At 50.8% G+C, this 23,230-nt stretch carries 15 protein-coding genes; 1 reads left to right on the forward strand and 14 read right to left on the reverse strand.

The window, feature by feature from the left end; translation table 11 throughout:
- Nucleotides 1-32: 32 nt before the first annotated feature.
- The 6 genes from NYE70_RS24925 to NYE70_RS24950 form a co-directional block, all read right to left on the reverse strand.
- Nucleotides 33-1,121, reverse strand: coding sequence for a GGDEF domain-containing protein (locus NYE70_RS24925; RefSeq protein WP_211022376.1), 1,089 nt, complete (start codon nucleotides 1,119-1,121; stop codon nucleotides 33-35).
- The gene (locus NYE70_RS24930; protein WP_211022377.1) at nucleotides 1,121-3,130 is read right to left on the reverse strand and encodes a bifunctional diguanylate cyclase/phosphodiesterase; all 2,010 of its coding nucleotides are present in this window, start codon (nucleotides 3,128-3,130) and stop codon (nucleotides 1,121-1,123) included. Before NYE70_RS24930 ends, NYE70_RS24925 begins: the two co-directional genes overlap by 1 nt.
- A 237-nt stretch (nucleotides 3,131-3,367) precedes the next feature.
- Nucleotides 3,368-3,985, reverse strand: a complete 618-nt coding sequence (locus NYE70_RS24935) for a polysaccharide deacetylase family protein (protein ID WP_211022378.1) — start codon at nucleotides 3,983-3,985, stop codon at nucleotides 3,368-3,370.
- 82 nt (nucleotides 3,986-4,067) lie between these two features.
- Nucleotides 4,068-5,420, reverse strand: a complete 1,353-nt coding sequence (locus tag NYE70_RS24940) for an extracellular solute-binding protein (protein ID WP_213654401.1) — start codon at nucleotides 5,418-5,420, stop codon at nucleotides 4,068-4,070.
- A gap of 138 nt (nucleotides 5,421-5,558) precedes the next feature.
- Entirely contained in the window at nucleotides 5,559-6,359 is an 801-nt protein-coding gene (locus NYE70_RS24945) for a response regulator transcription factor (protein WP_213654400.1), read from the reverse strand.
- Entirely contained in the window at nucleotides 6,352-8,124 is a 1,773-nt protein-coding gene (locus NYE70_RS24950) for a sensor histidine kinase (RefSeq protein WP_341048770.1), read from the reverse strand. Before NYE70_RS24950 ends, NYE70_RS24945 begins: the two co-directional genes overlap by 8 nt.
- A gap of 210 nt (nucleotides 8,125-8,334) precedes the next feature.
- Between NYE70_RS24950 and NYE70_RS24955 the strand changes: the two genes are divergently transcribed.
- Complete coding sequence (locus NYE70_RS24955) at nucleotides 8,335-8,898, forward strand: DUF1697 domain-containing protein (protein ID WP_290407235.1); 564 nt, start codon at nucleotides 8,335-8,337, stop codon at nucleotides 8,896-8,898.
- Nucleotides 8,899-8,957: 59 nt separating this feature from the next.
- Here NYE70_RS24955 and NYE70_RS24960 read toward each other — a convergent pair whose 3' ends face one another.
- The 8 genes from NYE70_RS24960 to NYE70_RS24995 form a co-directional block, all read right to left on the reverse strand.
- Nucleotides 8,958-11,291 carry a transglutaminase domain-containing protein gene (locus NYE70_RS24960; RefSeq protein ID WP_341048772.1) on the reverse strand — a complete coding sequence of 778 codons (2,334 nt, stop codon included), beginning with the start codon at nucleotides 11,289-11,291 and terminating at the stop codon, nucleotides 8,958-8,960.
- A 283-nt stretch (nucleotides 11,292-11,574) separates the two neighbouring features.
- Complete coding sequence (locus tag NYE70_RS24965) at nucleotides 11,575-12,969, reverse strand: MATE family efflux transporter (protein WP_211022541.1); 1,395 nt, start codon at nucleotides 12,967-12,969, stop codon at nucleotides 11,575-11,577.
- A 173-nt stretch (nucleotides 12,970-13,142) separates the two neighbouring features.
- On the reverse strand, nucleotides 13,143-13,694 hold the full coding sequence (locus NYE70_RS24970; RefSeq protein WP_341048774.1) for a DUF488 domain-containing protein: 552 nt from the start codon (nucleotides 13,692-13,694) through the stop codon (nucleotides 13,143-13,145).
- Between the two features lie 713 nt (nucleotides 13,695-14,407).
- Nucleotides 14,408-17,581 carry a GAP1-N2 domain-containing protein gene (locus NYE70_RS24975; RefSeq protein ID WP_341048775.1) on the reverse strand — a complete coding sequence of 1,058 codons (3,174 nt, stop codon included), beginning with the start codon at nucleotides 17,579-17,581 and terminating at the stop codon, nucleotides 14,408-14,410.
- The gene (locus NYE70_RS24980; RefSeq protein ID WP_290407239.1) at nucleotides 17,578-18,840 is read right to left on the reverse strand and encodes a TRAFAC clade GTPase domain-containing protein; all 1,263 of its coding nucleotides are present in this window, start codon (nucleotides 18,838-18,840) and stop codon (nucleotides 17,578-17,580) included. The genes NYE70_RS24975 and NYE70_RS24980 overlap by 4 nt, the downstream gene beginning before the upstream one ends.
- Nucleotides 18,841-18,867: 27 nt before the next feature.
- On the reverse strand, nucleotides 18,868-19,503 hold the full coding sequence (locus tag NYE70_RS24985) for a beta-mannanase (RefSeq protein ID WP_341048776.1): 636 nt from the start codon (nucleotides 19,501-19,503) through the stop codon (nucleotides 18,868-18,870).
- A 22-nt stretch (nucleotides 19,504-19,525) separates the two neighbouring features.
- On the reverse strand, nucleotides 19,526-20,806 hold the full coding sequence (locus NYE70_RS24990) for a vWA domain-containing protein (RefSeq protein WP_341048778.1): 1,281 nt from the start codon (nucleotides 20,804-20,806) through the stop codon (nucleotides 19,526-19,528).
- Between the two features lie 36 nt (nucleotides 20,807-20,842).
- Complete coding sequence (locus tag NYE70_RS24995) at nucleotides 20,843-23,227, reverse strand: transcription initiation factor TFIID (RefSeq protein ID WP_341048780.1); 2,385 nt, start codon at nucleotides 23,225-23,227, stop codon at nucleotides 20,843-20,845.
- Nucleotides 23,228-23,230 lie beyond the last annotated feature (3 nt).

Genomic DNA, 23,230 nt, shown 5'->3' on the forward strand with positions numbered 1-23,230 from the left:
ATCTCGCAAACCGGACCTATATGTATAGCCTGTCAGGATACGACCTCATAGGCTTGCAGCATGGTCCGGTTTTTTCCGCTTTTCTTGGCTTCGTAAAGCAGTGAATCCGCCTGCTCAAACAAATCCGAACGGGTCCGTCCTGCCCGGTATTCCGCCAGTCCGATACTGACCGAAATCCGGCGTCCGTCCATTTCCTCATGCCCGAGGCGCCAGATGTTCTCTCTAGCCTTTTCTGTCTCCCGGTAAGCCTCTTCCAGCGTTTTCCCCGGAAATATCACAACAAATTCCTCTCCGCCGTATCTTGCGATAATTTCATACGGGGAGAAGGATTCCTTCAGCGTACTCGCTACCCGGGCCAGGATGATGTCCCCTACCGCATGGCCGAACGTGTCATTGACGCTCTTAAAGTCATCGATGTCCAGGACTGCTAGCTGAAGCGGCATTTCGCAGTTATTGCTTTGCTCGATCAACTGATCCAGGTACTCATGCAAAGTCTTGTGATTGTAAAGGTCGGTCAATGCATCGATTTTTACCATCCGGTCCATCAACGCATTCTTGACCACCAGTTCCTGTTCGCTTCTTACCATGCGCATGAGGTCGTTCAGTATTTCCTCGCCCCTCTGAATAATGCCCCGCAAGATGTATAGCATCCCGACCATGGCAAAAATAAAGGCCGAAATCTCATATCCTCCCATGCTCTCCCGGATCCGGGGGAACGCCCAGTACACCATTCCAAAAGCCGCCATATTGACTGCAAAGGCAAAATAAAGCCTTTTAATGTTGAAATAGAACATGGAGACCAGTAATGAAAGAAGAAATATATATTGAAGATGAATTGTCTTATTGGCAATCATTAAAGCGGAGGCGATACAAGTGCCGCTTAGAATAATGAGCAAGGGCTGATCGATCCGAAACCGGTAGGCGACCTCATTGATTCCCAACACAAGGAGTTGAATAGCGGTTGGCAGGAACATCGTATGGACCAGATATTCGGAAACCCGATCGGGTTCAGTCGTAAATTTCACATAAAGGGCGACCATTTCCGCAATTACGGATATGCCAAGGACAACCCAATAAGTGATTAATATTTTTCTATGCAATGCCCGTGTATCGGATCTCATTATATAATGCTCCTCTGCTTCATCCACTCATCGATTTGCTCAATACTCATCGGCCTGCCGTAAAAATATCCCTGCATATTGCGGCAACCGAGCTGCAATAAAAAATCGACGTGTTCTTGGTTCTCGACTCCCTCGGCAATGACCTCCAGATGAAGATTCTCGGCCATGAGAATGATAGCGCTAATAATGGCCCGCTTGGTCGGGCTCTCCAAGTTATTCGTAAACAGGCGGTCCAGCTTGAGCGTATCCAGAGGAATCATGTCCAGCAGGCCAATGGAGGAATAGCCTGTCCCGAAATCATCCATCGAAATCTTGACCCCCATATTTCGGATGCCTTCGATTTGCCGGATAATTTCCTGGATGTCATACAGCACCATCGATTCCGTAATTTCGAGCTCCAGCCATTGCGGGTCCAAGCCCGCTTCGTCCAATATTCTTTGGACCGTCTTCTGCAAACTTCCCGTCTGAAACAAACGGACGGAGAGATTCACGGAAATCGGCTCCAGAACTCCTCGTGCCTGCCATTCCCGGCATTGTAGACAAGCCTTCTTCAGCGTCCAGTCCGTCATCGGTACAATCAGGCCGGTCTCCTCGGCGATAGGTATAAATTCACCCGGAGATATAATCCCGAGCCGGGGGTGATTCCAACGGATCAAGGCCTCCCAGCCGGCCAGACAATTTTCCTTCACATTCCATCTTGGCTGATATACCAAAAAAAATTGCTCATTATCCAGCGCCGGGTGAAGGTCCTTCTCCAGCTCCATTTTACGAAGCTCCTGTTTTCCCATTTCCTCGCTGTACACGCAATACCGGTTCTTTCCCGCTCCCTTGGCTCTATACATCGCCGTATCCGCAAATTTCAGCAAAACGGAACGGTCCGTATCGTGGATAGAGCTTATGCTGATCCCGATGCTTGCCGTAATGAACAACTCGTTACCTTGAATGGAATATACTTTTTTAATGCTCTTTAGAACTTGTTCCGCTAACCGTTCGGCCTGTTCCTGATCGCATGGCGCTACGGTAATCAAAAACTCGTCGCCGCCCATCCGAAACACTTCGAGCCCGCTATGCACGAATTTACTTAACCGTTCGCCTACCTGCTGGATGAGAAAATCCCCAATATGGTGACCCAGCGTGTCATTTACCGCTTTGAATTGGTCCAGATCCATAAACAAGACCCCGATGCTCTCTTCACCGGTATGCCTGTCAAAAAAACGGTTCATTTCATTCCGGTTAGGAAGTCCGGTGACCGTATCCAGGTAAGCCATCTTCTCCAGGAAATACCGGTCAAAGAATAACGCGCCCCACGACACCAGAAAAATACTAAAGATAACTATAGTAACGCCCAGCAACAGCATATAATCGGCTACAGGCTCCGGCTCTAACACCGCGCCCGCATGCTCGGTGAAATTGGCGGCTTTCATTCCCGTATAATGCATCCCGCAAATCGCAAGCCCCATTAGGCAGGCTGACAGCCACTTCAACCAGCTTGTTCCGTATTGGGTCCGGAACCGCAGCAGCAGAAACATGGCCGCATAGGAAGCAACTAGAGCAATGCCGGCGGACAAGGTCCAATACAACGGATCGTACGATATATGTGCAGACATCATCATTGCTTCCATGCCCACGTAATGCATGATTACAATCCCGCTGCCCATAGCGAAGCCGCCGACGGCAAATTTAATCCAATCTATATTTTTAGGCAGGGTCAGATAAAACGCAATAAATGAAGATATTATGCTCACCATCATCGAAAGCAAAGTGAGGCCTATATTATATTTGACAGTCATCTTCAAGTGGAATGCCAGCATGCCGACGAAATGCGTCGCCCAAACCCCCGTACCCATTACGAAGGAGCCGGCCATGATCCAATAAAACCGGGTCCTGCCCGTCTCCCGCGTAATTCTCGCTGTGATGGTTAGAGCCGAATAGGAAGCTAATATGGCAATAAAAATGGATAACACAACGATATAGGAGTTATAGCTGCCTTCTAAATACACTATCTTCATTCCTGCCTCTCATGATGCCTGTTGTGGATGCCTGTTGTGGATGCCTGTTGTGGATATCTGTAGTGATTATAATATGATAGTAATTCAAATGAATAGAGGATCATAGGCTTTTCTTGCGTAGGATCCAAAATATTTTAAATTTGAGTCCCGTCTATGGATTTCGAAGCAGAGATCATAGAAAAAACCGGCATTGGATTCATTCATCCTGTACCGGTCTTTACTTTTAGCTTGTCTCTATTAAACGCTCTGAAGCAGTTCGCTAACCGTCACCAGTTCATACCCTTCGGCTGTCAATTCGGATACTAAAATTCGAACGGCTTCCACGGACTGGGACCGGTCATCGTATCCATCATGAAAGATCAAAATACTGCCCGGTCTCACCTGCTCCCGGCTCTTGTCAACAATATGCCGGACGCCCGGCATCTCCCAGTCCGTCGCTGCTCCGTTAAGAGCCCCGATCGCCTTGTAGCCAAGCTCCTCAACAACTTCCGCTACCAGCTCGTTATATGCAAAATAAGGCGGACGGAACACTTTCGGAGCGACTCCGGTCAACTTCTCAATCAGCTTCTCGGTCTGGATCAGCTCTTCTCTGCATTCCTGTTTGAGAAGCTCCGGCAGGCTCGGATGCGTATAGGTATGGTTTCCGATCTCATGACCCTGCTCGTGAGCCTCCCTTACCAACTCAGGGCTCAACTCCATCTGGCTGCCAATCATAAAAAAGGTGGCCTTTGCTCCGGCCTCCCGGAATATATCCAACACCTGGGGCGTATAGACCGGGTTGGGACCATCGTCAAAAGTGAATGCAACCGCTTTCCTTTTGATCGGAACCTCATTGATTATCTCGAAATTGGACATGATTCTGACTCTCCTTAGGAAGATTGGACGCTGTACAAGGAAAGGATAATACTACGCTGCAAGTCCGTCAATCCCGAGTTTCTTATTTTCCCTTCTTCAAAGCCGCTTCCTGCTTCGCAGCAAACTCTTCGGGGGTAATCGCGTTGCCTAAAAGCGCTTGGATCAGGTTGTAATGCTCTTCCGCGGCGACCGGTTTCATTTGCACGTCCAGATACAGAATAACCTTGCTTGCATTGTTCAACTCGTTCAGCACATCGGTGAACATTAGCGGCAAATTCACGCTGGTCGTATCGACCTTCGTACCGGGGATGATTCCCGCTTCGGTTACCGAAAGCTCTCCCCACCGTTGCACGAAGAAGCTGACGAACTTCTTGGCGTCCTCTTTCACCTTGGAATTTTCGGCTACGAACAAGCCGACGCCAACGCCTCCGACCCAATCGTCGATGTTACCTTTCCCGCCTTCGATCGTCGGGAATTTAAAGAATCCGATCTTGTCCTTGAACTCCTGCGGAATGTCCGCCCTCGTCGTATAGTTGGGAACTTCCCACGTTCCCATCGCATACATCGCTGCCGTTTCATTCATAAATTCCAGTTTGGCCTCATCGTTGGACAATCCGTTAAAACCTTTGACGAACGCGTTGCTGTTCACCAGTTCCTGGGCTTCCCTCGCAGCCGCAATCAAGCTGGGATCACTAAAATTGCTGCTCGCAACCGCCCGGTCCTGCACATCAGGACCTCCAATCCTGTCGGCGAGGTACATATACCAGAACGATCCGGTCCAAGCATCCTTGGAGCCAAGGGCAATCGGAGTGATCCTGTTGTCGTTCAACGTTTTGATGATAGATTTTAATTCTTCATAGCTTTGCGGCGGTTGAAGATTGTATTTGGCGAATATTTCTTTGTTGTAGTAGACAGGAACGATGTTCAGTTCCACGGGAAGTGCATACGTCTTTCCCTCAAAAGCATAGGCTTCCGTCGTACCGGCCACGAATTTATCCTTCAGTTCCCCCTGCAGAAGATCATCGAGTGAAGCAAACATCTCGCCCTTCACATAGGGCTCAAGGAATCCCGCCGCCCAGGTAAATCCCACATCGGGCAAGCTGTTGGACGCGGACAACACTTTAATTTTGTTCTTGTACGGCTCGTTATCAAGAACTTCGGTTTCGATGTTCACGTTAGGATGGGCCTGCTCGTACTCGCCGATAATTTGATTTACCAGCTTGTTTTGCGCGGAATTGCTGCTGTCCGGCCAAAGATGCATCATTTTAATCGTCACTTTATCGCCGGTCGAAGCGGCGTTACTGCCCGAGTCCTCTGCGGATACGCCGTTACCGTTCAGGTTCGAATCTCTATTCTTAGTACCGCTGCTGCAGGCAGCCAGAATCAAGGCCAACACCAGCAATAACATGGATGCCGAAAACGCCTTTTCTTTCATGCAAGCCTGTCCCCCTTATCGTTGCGACTAAAATGTATGCGTTTTCCCTCCGAACCCAGTGTAACACCCTGCCTTATAAGGACATAAGGGTACAGCTTATGGATATTGTTCCATTTTATTTGGAATCGGCGCCAGGCCTCAGACTTCGGGATTCTGGTTCCTGACCTCGCTCCGGTACAATCCGGGACTGTGCCCTTCGTACTCCTTGAACACTTTGTTGAAGTACTTGGTCGTCTGATACCCCACGTGTTCTGCGATTTCCGCTACCGACAGCCTGGTCTGCAGCAGCAGTTCCTTGGCCTTTTGAATCCGCACACGGGTCAGGTATTCAATGAATGTCATCTGCATCTGCTCCTTGAACAGAACGCTGAAGTAGCTTGGATTCAAATGGACGTGATCGGCCACTTCGCGCAGACCGAATCCCTCATTTAAATGAGCCTCCACGTACTGAAGCGCCTCCCTGACCGGTTCGCTGACCGGCTCCATGTCGTCGGTCGCCTGGATCAGCTTGCTATCGACGATCCGCTGGATTCTGCTGATCCGGTTACGGTGCTCTCCAGCCTCCAAAGCCTGCTCCACGGCTTCGATCAGCTTGTCCTTGCGGATCGGCTTCAGTAAATATTCGACCACGCCCAGCTGAATGCCCTGGTGAGCGTAATCGAATTCGGCATATCCCGAAATGAGAATTACCGCAGGTTTATAAGTCAGAGAAGCCGACTCCAGTTGCTTAACCAGATTCAATCCCGTGATTTCCGGCATGCGGATGTCGGTAATCAACAGATGTACCGGCTCGTTCTCCAGTATCGTAATGGCATCCCGGCCATTATCCGCCGTCTTTACCTCAAAGCGTCCGCCGCCCCAGGCCTCCAGCATATTTTTCAGTCCCTGTCTGGTTCTCGGTTCGTCATCGACGATCAAAATCGTTTTCGGTTTAAACATAGTCCATCCCTCCCGTCTGGATTGGAATTACCAGGCTGACTGCAGTCCCCTCGTTCTCGCTGCTTTTGATCGAGAGTCCGGGTGTTTCTCCCCCCGAGTCCCCGTAGTAAAGTTTCAACCGCTGCTGTACATTGAAAATCCCGATACCGGACCCTTTGGCGGAAGGGGTCTTGCCAGTATTAAGCGCGGTAACTATAGTACGGAGCGTTTCACCGTTCATCCCCTTGCCGTCATCCTTTACGGTGACAACCAGGTGCGCGGCATCTTCGGAAAGGGTGACATGCACGGATACCGTACCGGGCCCGATTTTGCCCTCGACGCCATGGAGAATCGCATTCTCGACCAGCGGCTGGATCAGCAGCTTGGGCATATTTATAGAGGCATAAGCAGGCGATGACGAGATCGACCAGGTCAACCGCTCGCCCAGCCGCATTTTCATAATCAGGAGGTAGCGTTCAATATGCTCCAGTTCATCCCCCAGCGTGACCCATTCTTCCTTGTTCGGACCGGTAATCGTATACCGGAACAAGTCGGACATCGCCACCACAAACTCTGCGAGCTCTTCCTCCTGCTTCTCCTGTAACGACCAGTAAAGCGCCTCCAAAGTATTGAACAGGAAATGCGGATGGATCTGGGCCTGGAGCGCTTTAAGCTCCGTTCGGCTCTGTATGATCTCTTTTTCATAGACCAGTTTGATCAGTTCGTTCATGTGCTCAACCATCTGATTGTAGGTATGATTCAGTTCGTTGATCTCAATGGTGGATGAAATTTGCGTAGTCGGCTTCAGACCTCCGAGCCGCGCACTGCGCATCGTCTTGATCAATTTAAAAATCGGGCGCGTAATGATCGTTGACATTAAAAAGGACAATACGATAAACAGGAGCGTACCGATCCCCGCTGAAACGAGAATTGCCGTGCGGAGTACGGAAATACCGTCCGTAATGGCGCTGACCGGCGTCAGGATCAAGAAACTCCATCCTGTAACCTCGGACTGCTGCTTGACCAGCATGTATTTCTTCTTGCCGAGCGCCACGATCGGTTCGCGGGCTTCCATCAGCATTTGGATCGAATCGACCGGAAAACGGTCGTCATTCGTCGCGATCAGGCTGTAATTGTGGCCGACGACCAGCATCGTCTCGCCCCCGGCTTCCCCGGCCAGCGATTCGCCGATTTTTAGCGCGGCCCGGTCCATCCGGACAAGCAGATACCCGCCTGATGTAAACCATTGATCCATCAGACTGACGCTGCGAATGGCCAGCAAGGAATTCGGATCCTTGGGGTCGATGCCGGCCCAGATCATCCGCCCCTTGCCTTCTCTTGCCTTCGTAATCCAGTTAAGACTTATTTTTTTCTCCAAATTGCTGCCATCCAAAGGAAACAGTCGGCGATACTCGCTGCTGTACAACTCAACCGAGGTAATACCATCCGCATAGGTCTGAACGATTCTTATACTGGCAAGCAGTCCCTGCCGCTCGGAAAAGGTCGCTTGCTTCCCGTTCTTTTCGTTGAGCAGAAGTTGTTGTACATAAGCGTTTGTAGCTACCTGGGTCGTCAGCGAATCAATCTGATTGAGCACCGCCTCCAGCCGGCCGTTTGCCTGAATCGCCGTCTGCTGAATATGCTTTTCCGCATTATTTTTCAATAGCCGGGAAACCGAGTCGAAAGTGACGACACCCACTACGAACAAAATAATCATCATCACAAACAGGAACCCTACCAGCATCTGGTTTCGCAGGGTATTCCATCGGCTAATACGAGCTTTCATGTCCTTATCCGCCTTCCTTCGGTTCCGTCCTGCTGCATATTGCATTCGAGTTTATCTAATTCTAGGCTGGCTGCGGATTCCCCTTTTTTTGAGCTGGGCTGCTCCTGAATTAAGCCGTCTCCGGCTGGTACCCTAATTATCGCTTTTTAACAATGATAGTGTTATGGTAATTTTTAGAATGAGAGGTTCCAATATGAAGGGAGAACGAAAATGAGAATTTATGTCGCTCTGCTGCGGGGCATTAACGTCGGCGGCAAGAACAAGATCAAAATGGCCGATTTACGAGCGGAGCTGGAAAAGATCGGGCTGACCCGGGTACAAACCTATATTCAAAGCGGAAACGTACTGTTTGAATCGGAAAAGGACGAGCCCTCCCTTCGTCAAGACCTCGAGCGGATGATCGAGGCGGTATTCGGGATCAAGCTGACCGTGATGCTTCGAACGGCGGAGGAAGTGAAGGGGATTGTGGAACAATGCCCGTTCCCGGAGGAGCTTGTTGCCGAGGCAGCGGCCACGCGTGTCGGCGAAAGCCTGCATGTCGCCATGCTTACGGAACCGCCGGCCCCGGCGGGAGTGGACAAGCTGGAGGCGGTTGAACGCGGCACCGATCTGTACAGCATCGCAGGCCGCGACGTATATTTATTGTTCCGGGACAGTATCCGGGACTCGAAGCTGGCCGCTAACCTGCATAAGCTGGGGGTAGAGGCAACAGTCCGGAATTGGAAGACTATGAACAAGCTCGTTGAATTGGCGGAGGGAATGAAGCGCGCTTGAGGCGGAGCTGTTCATAAAAGACAAAAGCGACCCCGGAAGGTCGCTTCTGTCTTTTTAATTCAATAATAGACCAAAATATAATTGCTAAGGCTAGCCAATTGGGCATTCTCGTATTGCTCATCAGACAAACTGCTCAAAGCCTTCCCCGTTTCGGTGGCCAAAGCTTCCTCATCTACCTTGCCCGCCAGGCGAAGCACAATATAAGTTTCCCCTGCTTTAACTTTCTCTTCCAGCTTGGATCCGAACTCCTGTACACTTTTTACTTCCAATCCATTCGCCTTGTAATATTCCATGGAATCGTCTACCGCCGCGAATTCAGGTATTTCGGCATCTACCCAAAACTCGTTGTTGAGCGAATAATTAAGCGTTTGAGCCGTATCATCACTAGAATTGAACAACAAGTAAGGCACCCCGCTATTGGTCTCATTATTGGTGGAATCCACATGTACCCACCCGTTATTCAGCTTCACTTTGTTCCAGGCATGCGGCACGCCTCCCATGTCTCCGGTCACCACGACGCTTTCCAGACCGGCCAGATCTCCCAGCAGCTTGTAAACAGAAGCATAGGAGGCACAGACTCCGACCTTTTTAACCAGAATACCGTAGGTTGTAAAAGAATCATCGAATTTCGAGTCAACGGTACGGTAGCCGTTTGCCTTCGCATCCTCCAATGCCGCGTCGTCATATTTGGTGTTTTCGTTCAGATATTCGTAGATGGCTTTGCTCTTATCCTCCGCCGACATCTCCGCAGTAATGACGGAAGCTACGACCTTCTTCGCCTCGTCGATGATTTCCTTCTGCTTTTTCTTAATCGAAGCTGCCGAGTCATTATATTTGATATGGAGGGTCAGCGTTTTGTAATCGTATTGGAAACCTTCTACGCCAAGCACAAGAGGATTTTGGTACATCACCTTTAAAACCATGTCGGATAAAGTCTCGAAGTTCTGCGCCTCCGGGAAGGCCTCTAACGACACCTCTTGCACAGTGTCTATCATACTTAGAGCGACGATTTCCTCCACAGCGGAGTCGGCGTTCACCGGAACCTCTTTGACGATCTCCGGCACTTGAACTTTCCCCTTGTCGCCATCCTCCACTCTTTTCTTCGTATTTTCCTTTTGCGACTCCGTAATGTTCTCCGGTTCCCCGCCTTGCTGCGCATCCGAATCTCCTTCTTCTATGACCGTAGGAACATTCGGATCGGGAATATATTCGGTGTCATTCTTGGGTTCTACATACCCTGTACTCGGCTTAGCCCGACGCTGCTGCTCATTTAATTGATCAAGATCGGCGGCGGTGACGTTCTGTACGTAGACATACCCTTTTAACGCTGTTCCTTCCACTCCCACATAAATGGTGGGCCGGTAATCCTCCAGGTTGGTGCGGGAGGTATCGTAAATCAGGTTTCGGCTTTTCACGGAACCGTCAATGAAAGTAACCTCGGTCGTTGTCGGCAATTGTGAAATATCGCTATAAGCTTCGTAGGTGATGTTCCCCTCCCAATCCGCCGGAATCCGGGAAGACAAAGGATACGTGCTGACTACGTTACTGAAGTTCGACTCTTTGCCGCCGCGAATCGCGGTGACGTAGTACTCGCCGTATACCCCCGCATTTTGAAAGGAAATGTAATCCGGATCGGTGCGATCCTCGCTCGAGTCATAAAAGAACTCTGTTGCCTTTACCTCTTCCAGAAGGCTCGGAATTCCTCCGGCATACGCCTCTTCCGGCCCGGATACCGGCAAATTCTCAATCGCCAGCAGGTCGCCGAACTTGGAATCGCGATAAATCCGGTAAGATTCGGCCCCCTCGACAGGGTTCCAAAGCAGCTTGAATTCTCCCTTTTCATTGATTTCGTATCTTAATGTCGGCACTGGAATTTCGGATTTGATCGTGAAAGGAATGATGATCGGCTTCTCCAGCTTGGAAGGCTCCGGAGCGTCCAGATCGTAGTTGATTCGTATGTAGTAAATCGGGGCATTTCCCCAGCCTCCAAAACCGTCGAGCGTATCGGACGAATCCAGCACGCTGCCCAGCGGACTGATCTCCACTGTATCGGTTTGGGTCATGTTCTTAAAGAAGGTGGAGGTTAGCACTTGGCTTTTGGGTAGTGCCTTAATGTCCGTATGTACGGTAACTACTTCCGAGGCCATCAGGTCATCGAACCTGCTTTTGAATTGGAACGTAAACCTTTCGTCCTTCGCCACATTGTACATCGGCATCATAGCCTGATCGGTATCCGATCCGTACTTCTTCTTGACGTCGAGCACGCTCAATTCTCCGGTAGCCGTATCTACGGCCTCAAGTTTATCGCTTTCGTTGTTCTCTGTCAGAGCCACCTCCGCAACGGAGTTCAAATCGGTTCCGGCATTTCCGAAACACCCCGTCAACGCTAACATGACTCCAATTAAAACCAACCACAACCTTTTCACTTCAACACCTCTTTCGTAAATAATTCATGCACCATTTGCACATCAACAATGAACTCACCCGATTTCCAAAATCTAGGATGCCAGTGCCTCATACGCTAGGATACAATAAAACACTACATCATTCCATAAAAATTTCCTTTCATTCCATAAGGATACAAACAATCCATCCGTTTGCCTGAAACGCAAAAAAGGGCGATCGTCAGATCGCCCCTACTTCGTTTATAACGCTATTGTTTTACCGTCATTAACGTTAAATCAGCTTATGCGCATACCACTTCTTGCCGCGGAAACGCCACAGGAAGAGTGCTCCGCGCACACCCCACTCGCAGTTCATCGCCAGCCAGACACCGAGAATTCCGAAGCCCAGCACAATGCCGAGAATGTATCCGAGAATGACCCGGAACAGCCACATCGTCATCATCGAGGTAATCGAGGTAAACTTGGAATCTCCTGCAGCCCGGAGGGCGGACGGCAATATAAAGCTGATAGCCCAAAGCGGCACCTGGGCAATGGTATTAACCAGCAGCACCAGGAAGATATCATCGACGATTTCAGGCGGCGGATCGAAAATGCCCACCAACGGCCGGAATAACGGCATCAGAATCAGTCCGATTAACGCGAGAGAAGCAGAACCTAGCCAGAGAAAAGATTTGATAAATTTCCGGGCATCCTCAATATTCCCCCGCCCGATGCACTGGCCCACTACGGTGACGATGGTCAAGGACAATGCACTGGCGGGAATTTGAAACACCATGGCCAGCGAGCCGCTGATCGCGTTGGTCGCGATGGCGTAAGTGCCCAGGCTGACGATAAACACCTGGGTCAACAGCTTGCCCCCATTGAAAAACATCTGTTCGGCCGCGAACGGAACGCCGATGAACATGATTTTTTTAAGCATCGATAACGGAATATGAAAAAGATCGCGGATTCGCAAATGCAGCGTACCATCCAGTTTAAACAAGTAATACAGCGCGCAAGCGGCCCCCGCATAGCGGGCGATATTTACCGCGAGCGTCATCCCAAGTACACCCATATCGAGGACGTTAATAAAGACCACGTTCAGCAATACGTACAGAAGATTCATGATCAGGGACAGGGCTAGCGACGCACGAGTCTTGCCGACTCCGCGGAGCGCCCCGCAGACCGCCTGAACCACCGCGATACCTACATAGGAGATGCTGCTCCCGATGAGATAAATCCGGGCGCTATCCAGTACGTCCGCCGAGGCTGATCCGAACAGGACATTGAGCACCGGGTTATGAAAGCCCATAATCAGGAGCCCGATCCCCAGGGCCAGCATGGACACTGAACTAACCGTACTCGCTGAAGCCCGGGACACCATCAGGTCATTGCCGCTGCCTTTATACTGCGCAACGACCACCGTCCCCCCGGTAGCCACGGCTACAAACACATTGATGAGGAAAATATTCAGCGAATCGACCATATTTACCGCACTCACAGCCGCCACCCCGGACGAACTGATCATGGCGGTATTCACCAGATTCAATCCGACGATGAACGCCTGGTCGATCAGAATCGGAAGAAATAAAGCTATAATTTGCCGGTAATCCATCGACTCCCCGGTAAAATATTTGTCCAGAAAGCCCTTCTGTTGAAAACGCAAGCGAAGCTGCTTCAAGATCATCACATTCTTTTCTCTAAAATGGAAAAAACCCTTCGTGTGAAGAGCTCTTAATCAGTGTATCGGTTAAATTACGACAAGATATGAATATATCCAGGTCTGCGCCCGATGCGGATCAATACCTGTTTGAAGATATCACTGACCGCAGGTTCTGTCAATGAAGGCGTTCGCTCATCTCATCCCATTTTCGGATAAACAATAGCTCCATCTTCCTCAATGATCGGCATGGCTCCCCATTTTCCAAGCTGGTGTTTGACGAGCTCAGATTCACCTCGGGAATTGTCTATAATGTGGTATACATCCCACCCATTTACCGTAAGACAGTTGCTGATTAGCAGGCGGTGGCAACGCGCCGGATGCCTTTCTGAACACATATAAGCGAGATTCATGGAAGCTGCTTTATTCACTAGTTCCTCAATGCCTGCAGAGAATTCCTCGCTCAACGTATAGTCCGCATAATTATGAAAAGATGGATTATTCCATCCCTCATTCAAACTTGTTCCCACCAGGGACGATTCCCCCCGCCTCCCGCCAAGCTGCGGAAAGTGCTGGTACCCGATATTTCCTCCGGACAGCCATTTTATCATTTCTTCTTTCTTAAATTGGGGATGCTTCCTGCTAGCGGGGAAGGCACGAACATCGGCGACAAACTCTATATTGGCAACGCCTAACATTGCGATAAAGTCCTCTTGTGAATGATCGGAATGTCCAATTGTAAATATATTCATTAAGATTCCTCCATCCACAGGTCTCCTCTTATTTAACAACCGTTAAGCTAAAAGCGAGTAAATGGCTTTATGTTCTACATATCCATTGTTTCTGGTAGTGAACCACAAGGCCAAATCAGTCTTGGAAAGTACCCCATAATAAAAAAAAGCCTGGCAATGCCCACCGGGCCTCACACCCGCCATCTGCCTGCGGCTTGTCTGACTTACGCGTACAACGAAACCAATAAACCCTATTTATTTGACCAAAATACAGCCGACTGTGATTCTAAGGAACTTCAGAACCCTTATTCCAAACAAAGGGACACTTTTCATGCCTCAATTTGCTCAATAGCGCCGCTGGAGTTCGTTAAATTTGGTAATGAGCCATTTTCCTTGCTAATAAGAACACTGCGGTTCGTTAGAGTGAGAAGGCGTGCGTAGTAGAAGAGCAATGTGGCTGGTGGGAGGAGGAGTAATGTGATACGCGGAAATTTCTTACGGACATAGGAGACCTTAACTAGCTGGTTTTTGCGTCCTAAACATTCTAATGGTCACAAGAGCCCTTATTCGCCCGAAAAGTCCATTTTCTTCGAAATCCGGCTCGATTAAGGGCTCTAGTGTCCTTTAAAATAGTAAACTCCCGTTTTGGGAAGGTTTAACGTCTCTCACGTCCATTAGGATTGTGAGCAGCTATTACTTTAAGCCATAGAGTGAAACGTGAGACTAAGCCGTCTTCATTTTCCAGGCTCCGTCTGTTTCTGGGAACCGACATCGGTTTGATCCTCAGACTCCTGCTTAGTAAATTCCATAACTTTATAGTCGATCTCCTTCACGGTAATCACACTTCCGTCAGGAATGGATTGCTCCACGATGACGGTAACCCGGCCGGGATACTGTTCCGGTGTTTTTATTTCCGGTTCGGAAGCGGGATCCGTCCCGGTAGTTCCTGTATTTGTGCCTGCATCTGGAGCTCCTGTTTCTGTACCTGAAGTTGCTGTACCTGCACTTGAATCTCCAGTACCAGGAGCTCCAGCACCTGAAGTTTCTGTGCCGTCAGTTTCTGAAGTGTCCGTTGAATCCTTGGTCCCTGTATCACCAGATTCCGATTTCCCGGTTACCGGGTCCGCTACCTCGCCGGTCGCAGGATCCGTTTTCTTACCTGCCGCCTCATTTCCTTCGACCTCTCCCTTGCTTCCATTACCATTCTGGGATGGGTCGACTGCATCTCCGTCATCGTTTGCCTCCGAGTTCCCGTTATCGGGAACGCCGGCAGAACACTCGGAGGTGAATTTCAGCATGGACAGCTCCTGCGGCTCTTGGCCCGTTACCTGAATGGACAGTGCGCTTGGATCAAATACTTTGCACTCGGCCAAATCATCGAAAGGGAAAATCAGGCGCGTTTCTGCCTTGCCGTCATCCTTGGTTTTCAATGGCTCGGCAAATACTATAGGTTCCGAAACCGGATCCACCGGATCACCCGCTCCGTCGGTCGTTGCAGGGGGATTATCATCCTTCCCGATCACGCCGGTCTCTTTCAATACCCACAATCCTCCGACGATAACGATCACCAACAGGCAGAGCACTGCCGATGCGGCAACGACGGCCTTCCGATTCTTAACCAATAACCGGCTCAGCGGAGATGACAACTCCAGCTTAGCCTTGTCGAATACAGACCCCAGCGCCTTTCCTGCCTTCGAAAAATAGTTCCGTCGATAATCGCGGCTCTTGAAGGCGGACTTATCATGTCTTTTGAAGTAGGCCAAAATCGCTGAGCCATAGGCAGGAACCAAGCCCCGGGGACGCGAAAAATGCGGGTGCGCTTGAGACCACAGCATAAACTCATAAATCATTTCCTTGTTATCGGCATTTCTGCGTAAATAGTCAAACAGCGCGACATACTCCACAAAGCCCGACTCCGACTCCCGATAGAAGGCTAAGGCAAGTCTATGGAATTCAGAAGGCCTGATCTCGCCCTGAAGCCATCTGCGAACAATCTGTTGAACGCGGTCCACTTCCATCAAGCCTAATCCGTCAAATACCTCAACGTCCGGTTTGTCCTCAGTAAACATCCGGTGGAGAGCGTACAGCATAGCTGCATTACCGCTTAAACGAGTATCCTTCTGATCCCGCACCCAGGCCTTGCCGTCGATCCGGCTCAAGAACTCGGCACTTAGCAGCTGCTCTTTGGTAAGCCTGTCCAAATCCAATTCGCTTAGCAACGTCCGGCTAGCTGCCCTGGATAAGGTCTCTACCATACCCGAATCCTGTAATGCGCTATCCGCCGGAGAATGACCCTCAGACCATTTGCCGGTTTCCAGCAAAATCAGATTCACGGCACGAAGCAGCTGCGAATTGCTGCGCAATATATCCAACAACCGGTTGCGCGCAGCCTCCTGAAACGAAGGGTTGTAAAGCACCCGCGGGTGTTTAGCCCCCCAGGAGTAGATCAAGTTCAAAATTCCCTTGATATCTCCCGATTTATTGAATTTATCTTGAATATAAGGCTCAAATAAAGCTCTGGAGAGCCCATCGTTAGCCAATATACTCGTAAAGAAAGCGGCATCCAGACCAGGGTGCCCTTCTATCAGCGCATAGAATGCATCGGCCGCATCCCGCCGTTCCTGCAGCAGAGCATTTTTCAAAGCCCGGACGTAATAAGCGATGATCTTATCCTCCTGCCCGGCTCCTTGAATGCTGAAGTAGTCGCGGAAGCATTCCGCCACAGCAAGGTCGGGGATTTGTCCCTGGCTGACCCGGTCAAACTCAAGATCGAAGCGGGACAGGAATAGATCGTTCAGCTCCATCCTAGTTTCCAGGGATCCGGCCGGCTGCAAATAGTCCAGCAATCCCCGCAGAACCGCAAGCTTATGATCTTCGTACATCGCATCATCGCCGGATTTCACCTGATAGAATACGGCCAGTTCATGATAGCTGGACAGGGCCGACTTGCGCTCGCTGCCCATTCCTTCCAGCATTTCATCGGCAAAAACAAAGAAATCCTCCAGCCGGTCCCTGTGCTCCAAGCTATTCCAGGCAAGATCGAGGTACGGCTGACGCGACCAATCCAGATCCATTTGTCCGGTCCGTTCGGCAGCCAAATCAAACACAAAGTCTTTCTCGATGTTGCGATCATGAGGGCGCAGACTCCCTTTTTCCACAAACTGAAGATGAATATACTTCTTGTTGGTCGGTTCCTTAGCATAAGTAAGAAAGCCCAGACGTCTGCGGAACTCAAAAGGAAGGCAGGAATACAAAATGTCCAGCAAAGAGAGCGCCTCTTTGGAAATGTCCTCAATAGGGACGTTCAACGAGATATATACTTTCTTTCTGCCCTGGCCCGAAGCGGTCATTACGGCGAACAACAATTGTTTGAAAAGGAGTTCATCCAGACCGAGCCGGGCCAAACGTTCCTTCGCGGAAGCTTGTCCCGCTAGTCCCGCAGCAGCCATGCTCCCTTCCAAGTGCGGAATTTGCGGCAATTCAGGCAGTTCGAGCCCGCGCTCCACATCATACCTGCCTTCAAAGGCGGCTTCGATCAAGGACTTATAATTCGTTACAATCTCCTCGGAGCGTTCTCCGGGGATGACATAGTTATGCGTAAAAAAAGCGCTCCGCAAGCCGGTGAAATCCACCGGCTGGTAAATGCTGCGCCCAAGCACGGTTTCGCCGCCTTCGGCATGAAACAAATGGACGGACTCGGGATACAAGGCTCCGTCCTTTTCGCTGCGGGCAGTAAGTTCGGCAGGCGCATCGTACAAGCAGAACGGATGAAGGACCTTCTTGATGAAGGCTGCTTCAAGACCGGGAGACTTGGCTACCGTATCGAAGCCTTCGGCGGAGCGAAATATGCCCCGCCGCTCCCGGGTGTACATTTGCTGCTGGATGCTTCCTGGAGAGATGGACTTCAATGCGATTCTCTCCCCTCGATGTAATTCAACTGGTACAGCAGCCAGATAAACGGCTCATCCACCCGGATCGGGCTGACTACGCCTTGCAGCTTCTGATCCACCGGATTGCTCCCGAGCGCGGAAACCGCGAAATACGCCGTATTAGTAAAGTACACATCCATCGTGCCTTTAAACGGACGGTCGACTTTCTCGATAAAGCGCCGGATCTCTCCGTCGATATTTTCAAATTCGGCGACATTAAAGCTTTTACGGTGAACGACATTGTTGAATACGTTACTGTTCGATTTGATGTATTCCCCATCCCCATCGCTCAATGCGCGAAGCATATCGCTCTTGGTCAGGACGACGGCCGTTGGAATATCGGTTTTCCCCTTTTCCTCATAGGCGATGAAATCCCCGAACATCGTCAGCACCACGTCCCGCGGTTCATCGTACTGGGAGACCCATTCGCCCGGCTCCCCGCCGATATTGATGCGAATCTTCTCGCGAATCGAGCGGATTTGCAGCGGATCGACCATAAATAGAATGCCGGAGGAATTCTTGATGTGCTGGCCCTGCAATCCCAGATAATCCTGATCCACCATTCCCTCGCCCGCCACATCAAAGAAGACCAGCGTCAATGGCGGCTTCCGGTCATCCTTAAACACAAACTGAAAAATAAACGGCTCCTGCATCTTCTCTTTCTGAGTCGAAGCGAGCAGATCTCCGCGTTCGAACAACGGCTCCTCGTACATACTACGGAACTTCCGGCTGATCTCCGCATTCAGCGGCATACAGGCCGCATCGAAGTGATCCGCCGTCGTATTCTGAAGCGTATGAATCAGAGAAGTCATATACACCGACTTCCCGACCTGCGAAGCTCCGATGATGGAGATGATGTTGCTCGGCACTTTGCCGGCGGTAACCGGAAGCTCGTTATGGCAGTGCGGACATAACCTCCGGCGCGTGATGATCCCGTAGCGGTCATTTAGCCCGATCAGCACGTGATCCGAATAAATCCGGTGTTCCTCCGGAACCTGATGAGGAGCGATAATCGCCTCCATATCATAGACCGTGTCCAGGCCAAAGCGCTCCCGGTACTTGTTCAACGCTTCGTCCTCGCCCAGGGCGTAGTCCTCGTCGTCCTCCCGGTGATGTGCCGCCCGGAACACTACTTCCTCCGGCGAAAACTTACTGAAGCAGTAAGGACAGACAATATCGTAGAATAACGGCCGCGGCGCGGCCTGTGGTTTCTTCTTGAACATCTCGAAAATGCCCATGGTTCATTCCTCCTTCAGGCTCTGCGATTACTCCGCGATGAGCTCATACAATTGTCCGTATTTGCGCCCATCCGTAAAGAACAGCCGGACGTAATCGCCTTTGCCCACCTCGATGACAGGCAGAACGTTTCTCCCCGGAGCAAAGTCCTGCAGAAAATGATAGACGGTCCCATCCTCCTTGCCTGCCGGATACCCACCCTGTTTCTTGACGTAACAGAGAACATCCTTGCCGAGCGCCGTCTCCGTCATCACTTGAATTTGAATGCTTTTATATTTGCGGAACAGGCTGTTCTTCTGCGTAACAGAGTAATAAATCCGTGCTCGGCCGGCATTCATCACCAACCGGTTCTGCCCGTCCTGCTGATGGATCAGCTGCAATTCGTCGTCTGCCGTCAGGCATCCGTATACCGTATATAATACGCGTCCAATTCCGTCCAGACGCTCGCGATAGCCGCCGTTCGCCTTGTATTCCTCCCGCGTGTAGAGCTTCAAGTCCGTTTCCGCCGGCAATGTATCCAAGGAACCGTCTGCGGGGCATTTGTGAATATACACCGCCTGGACTCCCTCCGGCCAACGCCATCGCAGGCATATCCAGTCTTCATCCAGACTGTAGTTCATTTCCCGAATTAACGGAGTTGACGGTGCCGCATCGATAACCCGCATGTTCTCTTCAACCTCCCTTGCTCTAGAATCCCCGGTTGACTCCGTCCCGCGGCCGTTCCCCGATGCCGTTGCTGGCCGGGGAGCTATGCCCGTTCCGACGGCGCCCGGATATTCTGCCTTGGTTCTCTTTTACAGGCACCACCAGCGTAAACAGGGCAATAACCCCCGCCAGCAGCAAGCAGGCCAACAGGCGGACGATTACATCAATAAACTCTTCTCCGGACAATCCGAATTCCAGAAGCAGCCCCGCCAGGATTCCTCCCACCGCGCCGCCGATGCTGAAGCTCTTGGCCAGATACCGGTTATCAAACATAATGCCGAGCCCTAATCCGATCACCGCGCCGATCAGAAGGATCGATAGGATTCGCAGCGCCATGTAAATGCCGCTATCTTCCGTCGGACCCGTCCGCTTCGTTACAAGGGTACGCTCCCCTATGTTGTCGTATATTTTCTGGAAGGCAAAAGTCAGCTGATCCGCTTCGGCCACATCCTGATATTGTCCGCCCGTCTGAGCGGCAATTTCTTTAAGCAGAGCGGAGCCTTCCGCATTATCCAATCCGAGACCTATCGCATTGATGGCGATCCCGTCTTTTTTGTACTCGCTGAGCGCATTCGCCGTATCCACTTCGCTATAACCGTCCGACAGCAAAATTACCAGTGTTCCCCGGCTAGAGGAGTTTCGCGATTTAATCTGGTCCATCGCTTCAGTCAGAGCCAGATCAATGTTCGTTCCCCCCTGCATCGGCTCAAGGTCGTCCAGTCTGGAGAACACCTCTTCCTTTACCCCTTGATCCTTCAGTCTCACAAAGGGTTGAATCAACTGGACCCTATCGTCAAACACGATGATGGCCGCCTCTTTATCCTGATCCATCTTGTTAATCAGCATTTTGGTTGCTCCGTAACGGCTATTGTCCGGATCGCTGGCCTCCATGCTTCCGGAGTCGTCGATAACAAACACGATATTCTTGACCTGCTTCAGCCCGCCGAGATTCAATTCATAAACGAATTCAAGCGCCAGGCCTACGACGAACACCATTACCAGGGTTGCCGGAACAACTAGCTTCCAAGAAGCGCCTACGTATCGTTGGCGCCAGGAAGACCCGTTCAGCCGCGGCTTGGTCATTTCAGCCACCAGACAGAATACGCCGATGCACAGAGCCAGAATCCCGAAATACAAACCGATGATCACCATGCCGGGCAAATCGCCGGGAAGGCGATTCAGCAGGATTTCGCCGACGACAAAACCGACGGCCCCCCCAACCAGACTGAACAACAACAGGAGCAAATTGATTTTACGCCTCATCTTGTTTGCTTCCTTTCCATTGATTTAATAGTTCTCTCAACGCAGTTCCGGCAGGCTGTCGGGTTGTATACCGTGAAACTCATAACCGTTCGCAAGATAGGTCTCGTAATACACCTTGCCATTGCGGTAATACATCAGGTCTTCCAAATGAAAACCGCCCATCAGGTTCAGCTTCACTACGCCGCTGCTGCGTCTCTCATGAAGGCATCCGAGTTTATAGATCCGCGACGTTTCATCGACGCCAAACACATAACGGACGAATTCACTTTCATAATCCCCGAAAATATACTTCTCTTCATAACGGTGTTCCTGCGTGTAATCATACAGCCGCAAATGGATGGCGGCGCGGTCTTCGAGGGTTCGATACAGCTTCTTGAACAATTCGTCCTTCGAAAGAACTTCCTTATTGCTGTAATCAATCGTGACATTCGAACGCTGCAGCAGCTCTTCTTCAAACGTCAGCTTGAAATAGGATGAAGTCAGCAGAGTGTCCCGGCAAACCGAAATCAGTTTCGTCAGAAGGCCCTCTGTTCCGTTATGATCCAGCAGTTCCCGCTGATTACCAAGCATTCTATCTTCAAAAAATACGCCAGGTCCGCGCTTCGCCTTCCATTCGTCGATCACGCGTTTTGTCACCAGCTCGTAGTATTCCATAATATTTTGGCCGATGTAGTCGTCCGCCCAGGTTACGCTCTCCTGCGCCGCCTCTTTCAGCTGGCTTTCCAGGCTTTCCAGTTGAGTGATCTTACCGCCGTAACGCTTATGCAAGGCCTCGACTTCCGCCTCGATCCTCGTGATCAGCTTCAGCTTCATCTCCAGAACCAGCAGGTTCCGCTTTCTGTAATAGACGGTCTGGAACAGCTCCGAGATGCAGGCCCGCAAATTACGCTTATCCATAAACGGCACCCGCTTAAAAGACAAATGATCCACGATTCCTCCGGAAATCTGGTCCAACTCGGCCTTCGCCAAGTCCAGCTCCATTTGCGTTTCCCGGTACAGGGCTTGCAAAAACGGCCTTATTCCGCCGTTCTCTTTATGCTCACCACTCCAGTGAAACAGCTGGAACAGGCCGATTAGCGGGTCAGCAGCCATGCCGGTCCGTACCGCATGATCCAGTTCTTCCGCTACATTCAGCTGTTCCAGCCGCCGCCGGGCTGTTTCTTCGTAGTTGCTTCGGAAGAAGGCGGCACAACCGCCTCCGAACAACGCTTCCTCCGCCTCCCGAAGCGACATTTGACGTATAGCCGCATAGCTGACCTCGTTAGTCATCAGGGCATGCATCTCGGAAATCGCCTCGACATCAGGTACCAGCGTGGATACCCGTTCCTCGATCAATACCGGGTTTACGCCGAACAAAGCCAGCCTCTGCTGCTCGCTTGCCCCCGGGTCCTGTGCCATATCTGTCATCATCTGACGATAGAAGTGATAGAGTACCACCAAGGCAATCGATTGGTTAGGCCGCTTCACCTTGGCTAAGCCAGCCGAAACGTATCCCTGACGACCCGATTGAGTCATGATGTTATTCTTGAACGAAGTGTTGTTGTAGCTGCTATTAGCCGGATCAAAGGCCTGTTCTTTGTATTTCCGGTTCTTCAATAGACTGATATGGCTGATCATTTCATAGCTGCTGTACAGTTCGCCCGCCGACATAATCCCCCGCTCGTTGCGATCCGACAGAACATACACCAGATCAAACAACGGGGCGGCCCGGTGGGTCACCGGAATCGAAAGACCGTCTTCCGTGACGTGCAGATTGGCCGTAAAAGAATAATCCGGCTGCTGCATATAATCGAGCTCCCGCAAGAAAGCCACGCCCGCCGAACTGCCGTAGCCGAACGCCTCCACTTGTTCCCGCTCGCTGATCAAGACGTACAAATCCATCTGCACCGATTTGAACGATTGACCGAGGATCGATTCCGCCAGCAGCGAAAGCTCGGGGACAAACACATTAAGCGGGTCATCGACCCGCGTAATCACAGAGAGATGAATCCGGTCGAAGGAAGAATAGAGCCGGCCGTATTCCGATATACTGCTGCTGACCTGGCGAATAGCCCGGTTTAATTCAAACAATCCTTGCCCATTGCGGTAAAACTCCCGGTACATGCGGGGACGAACCGTCTTCGGATCGTCCCCTCCCCCTATACCGTCGAGAATATGCCTTTTGACCGAAACCGAAGAGCTGCCCTCTGATTGAGCAGATACCCCTTGTGAGGTCATGACGTGTAAATACATAACCCCTTTGCTGTTATCCCATTTCCGGTCATTGAGTTCCTTGACTACGTCGATCGCCTCCGCGGTCTTGTCACCAATGAACAGAAACAAAGCGGGATAATGAATGCTGCTCTGATCGTCGCCCTGAAGGGTCAGGCGTTCCTCATTCCGGTCATAATCTATTGCAAATTGCTCCAATTGCTCCTTCATCGC

This window comes from Paenibacillus sp. FSL R5-0407 (assembly GCF_038009185.1).
GTDB lineage: Bacteria > Bacillota > Bacilli > Paenibacillales > Paenibacillaceae > Fontibacillus > Fontibacillus vini.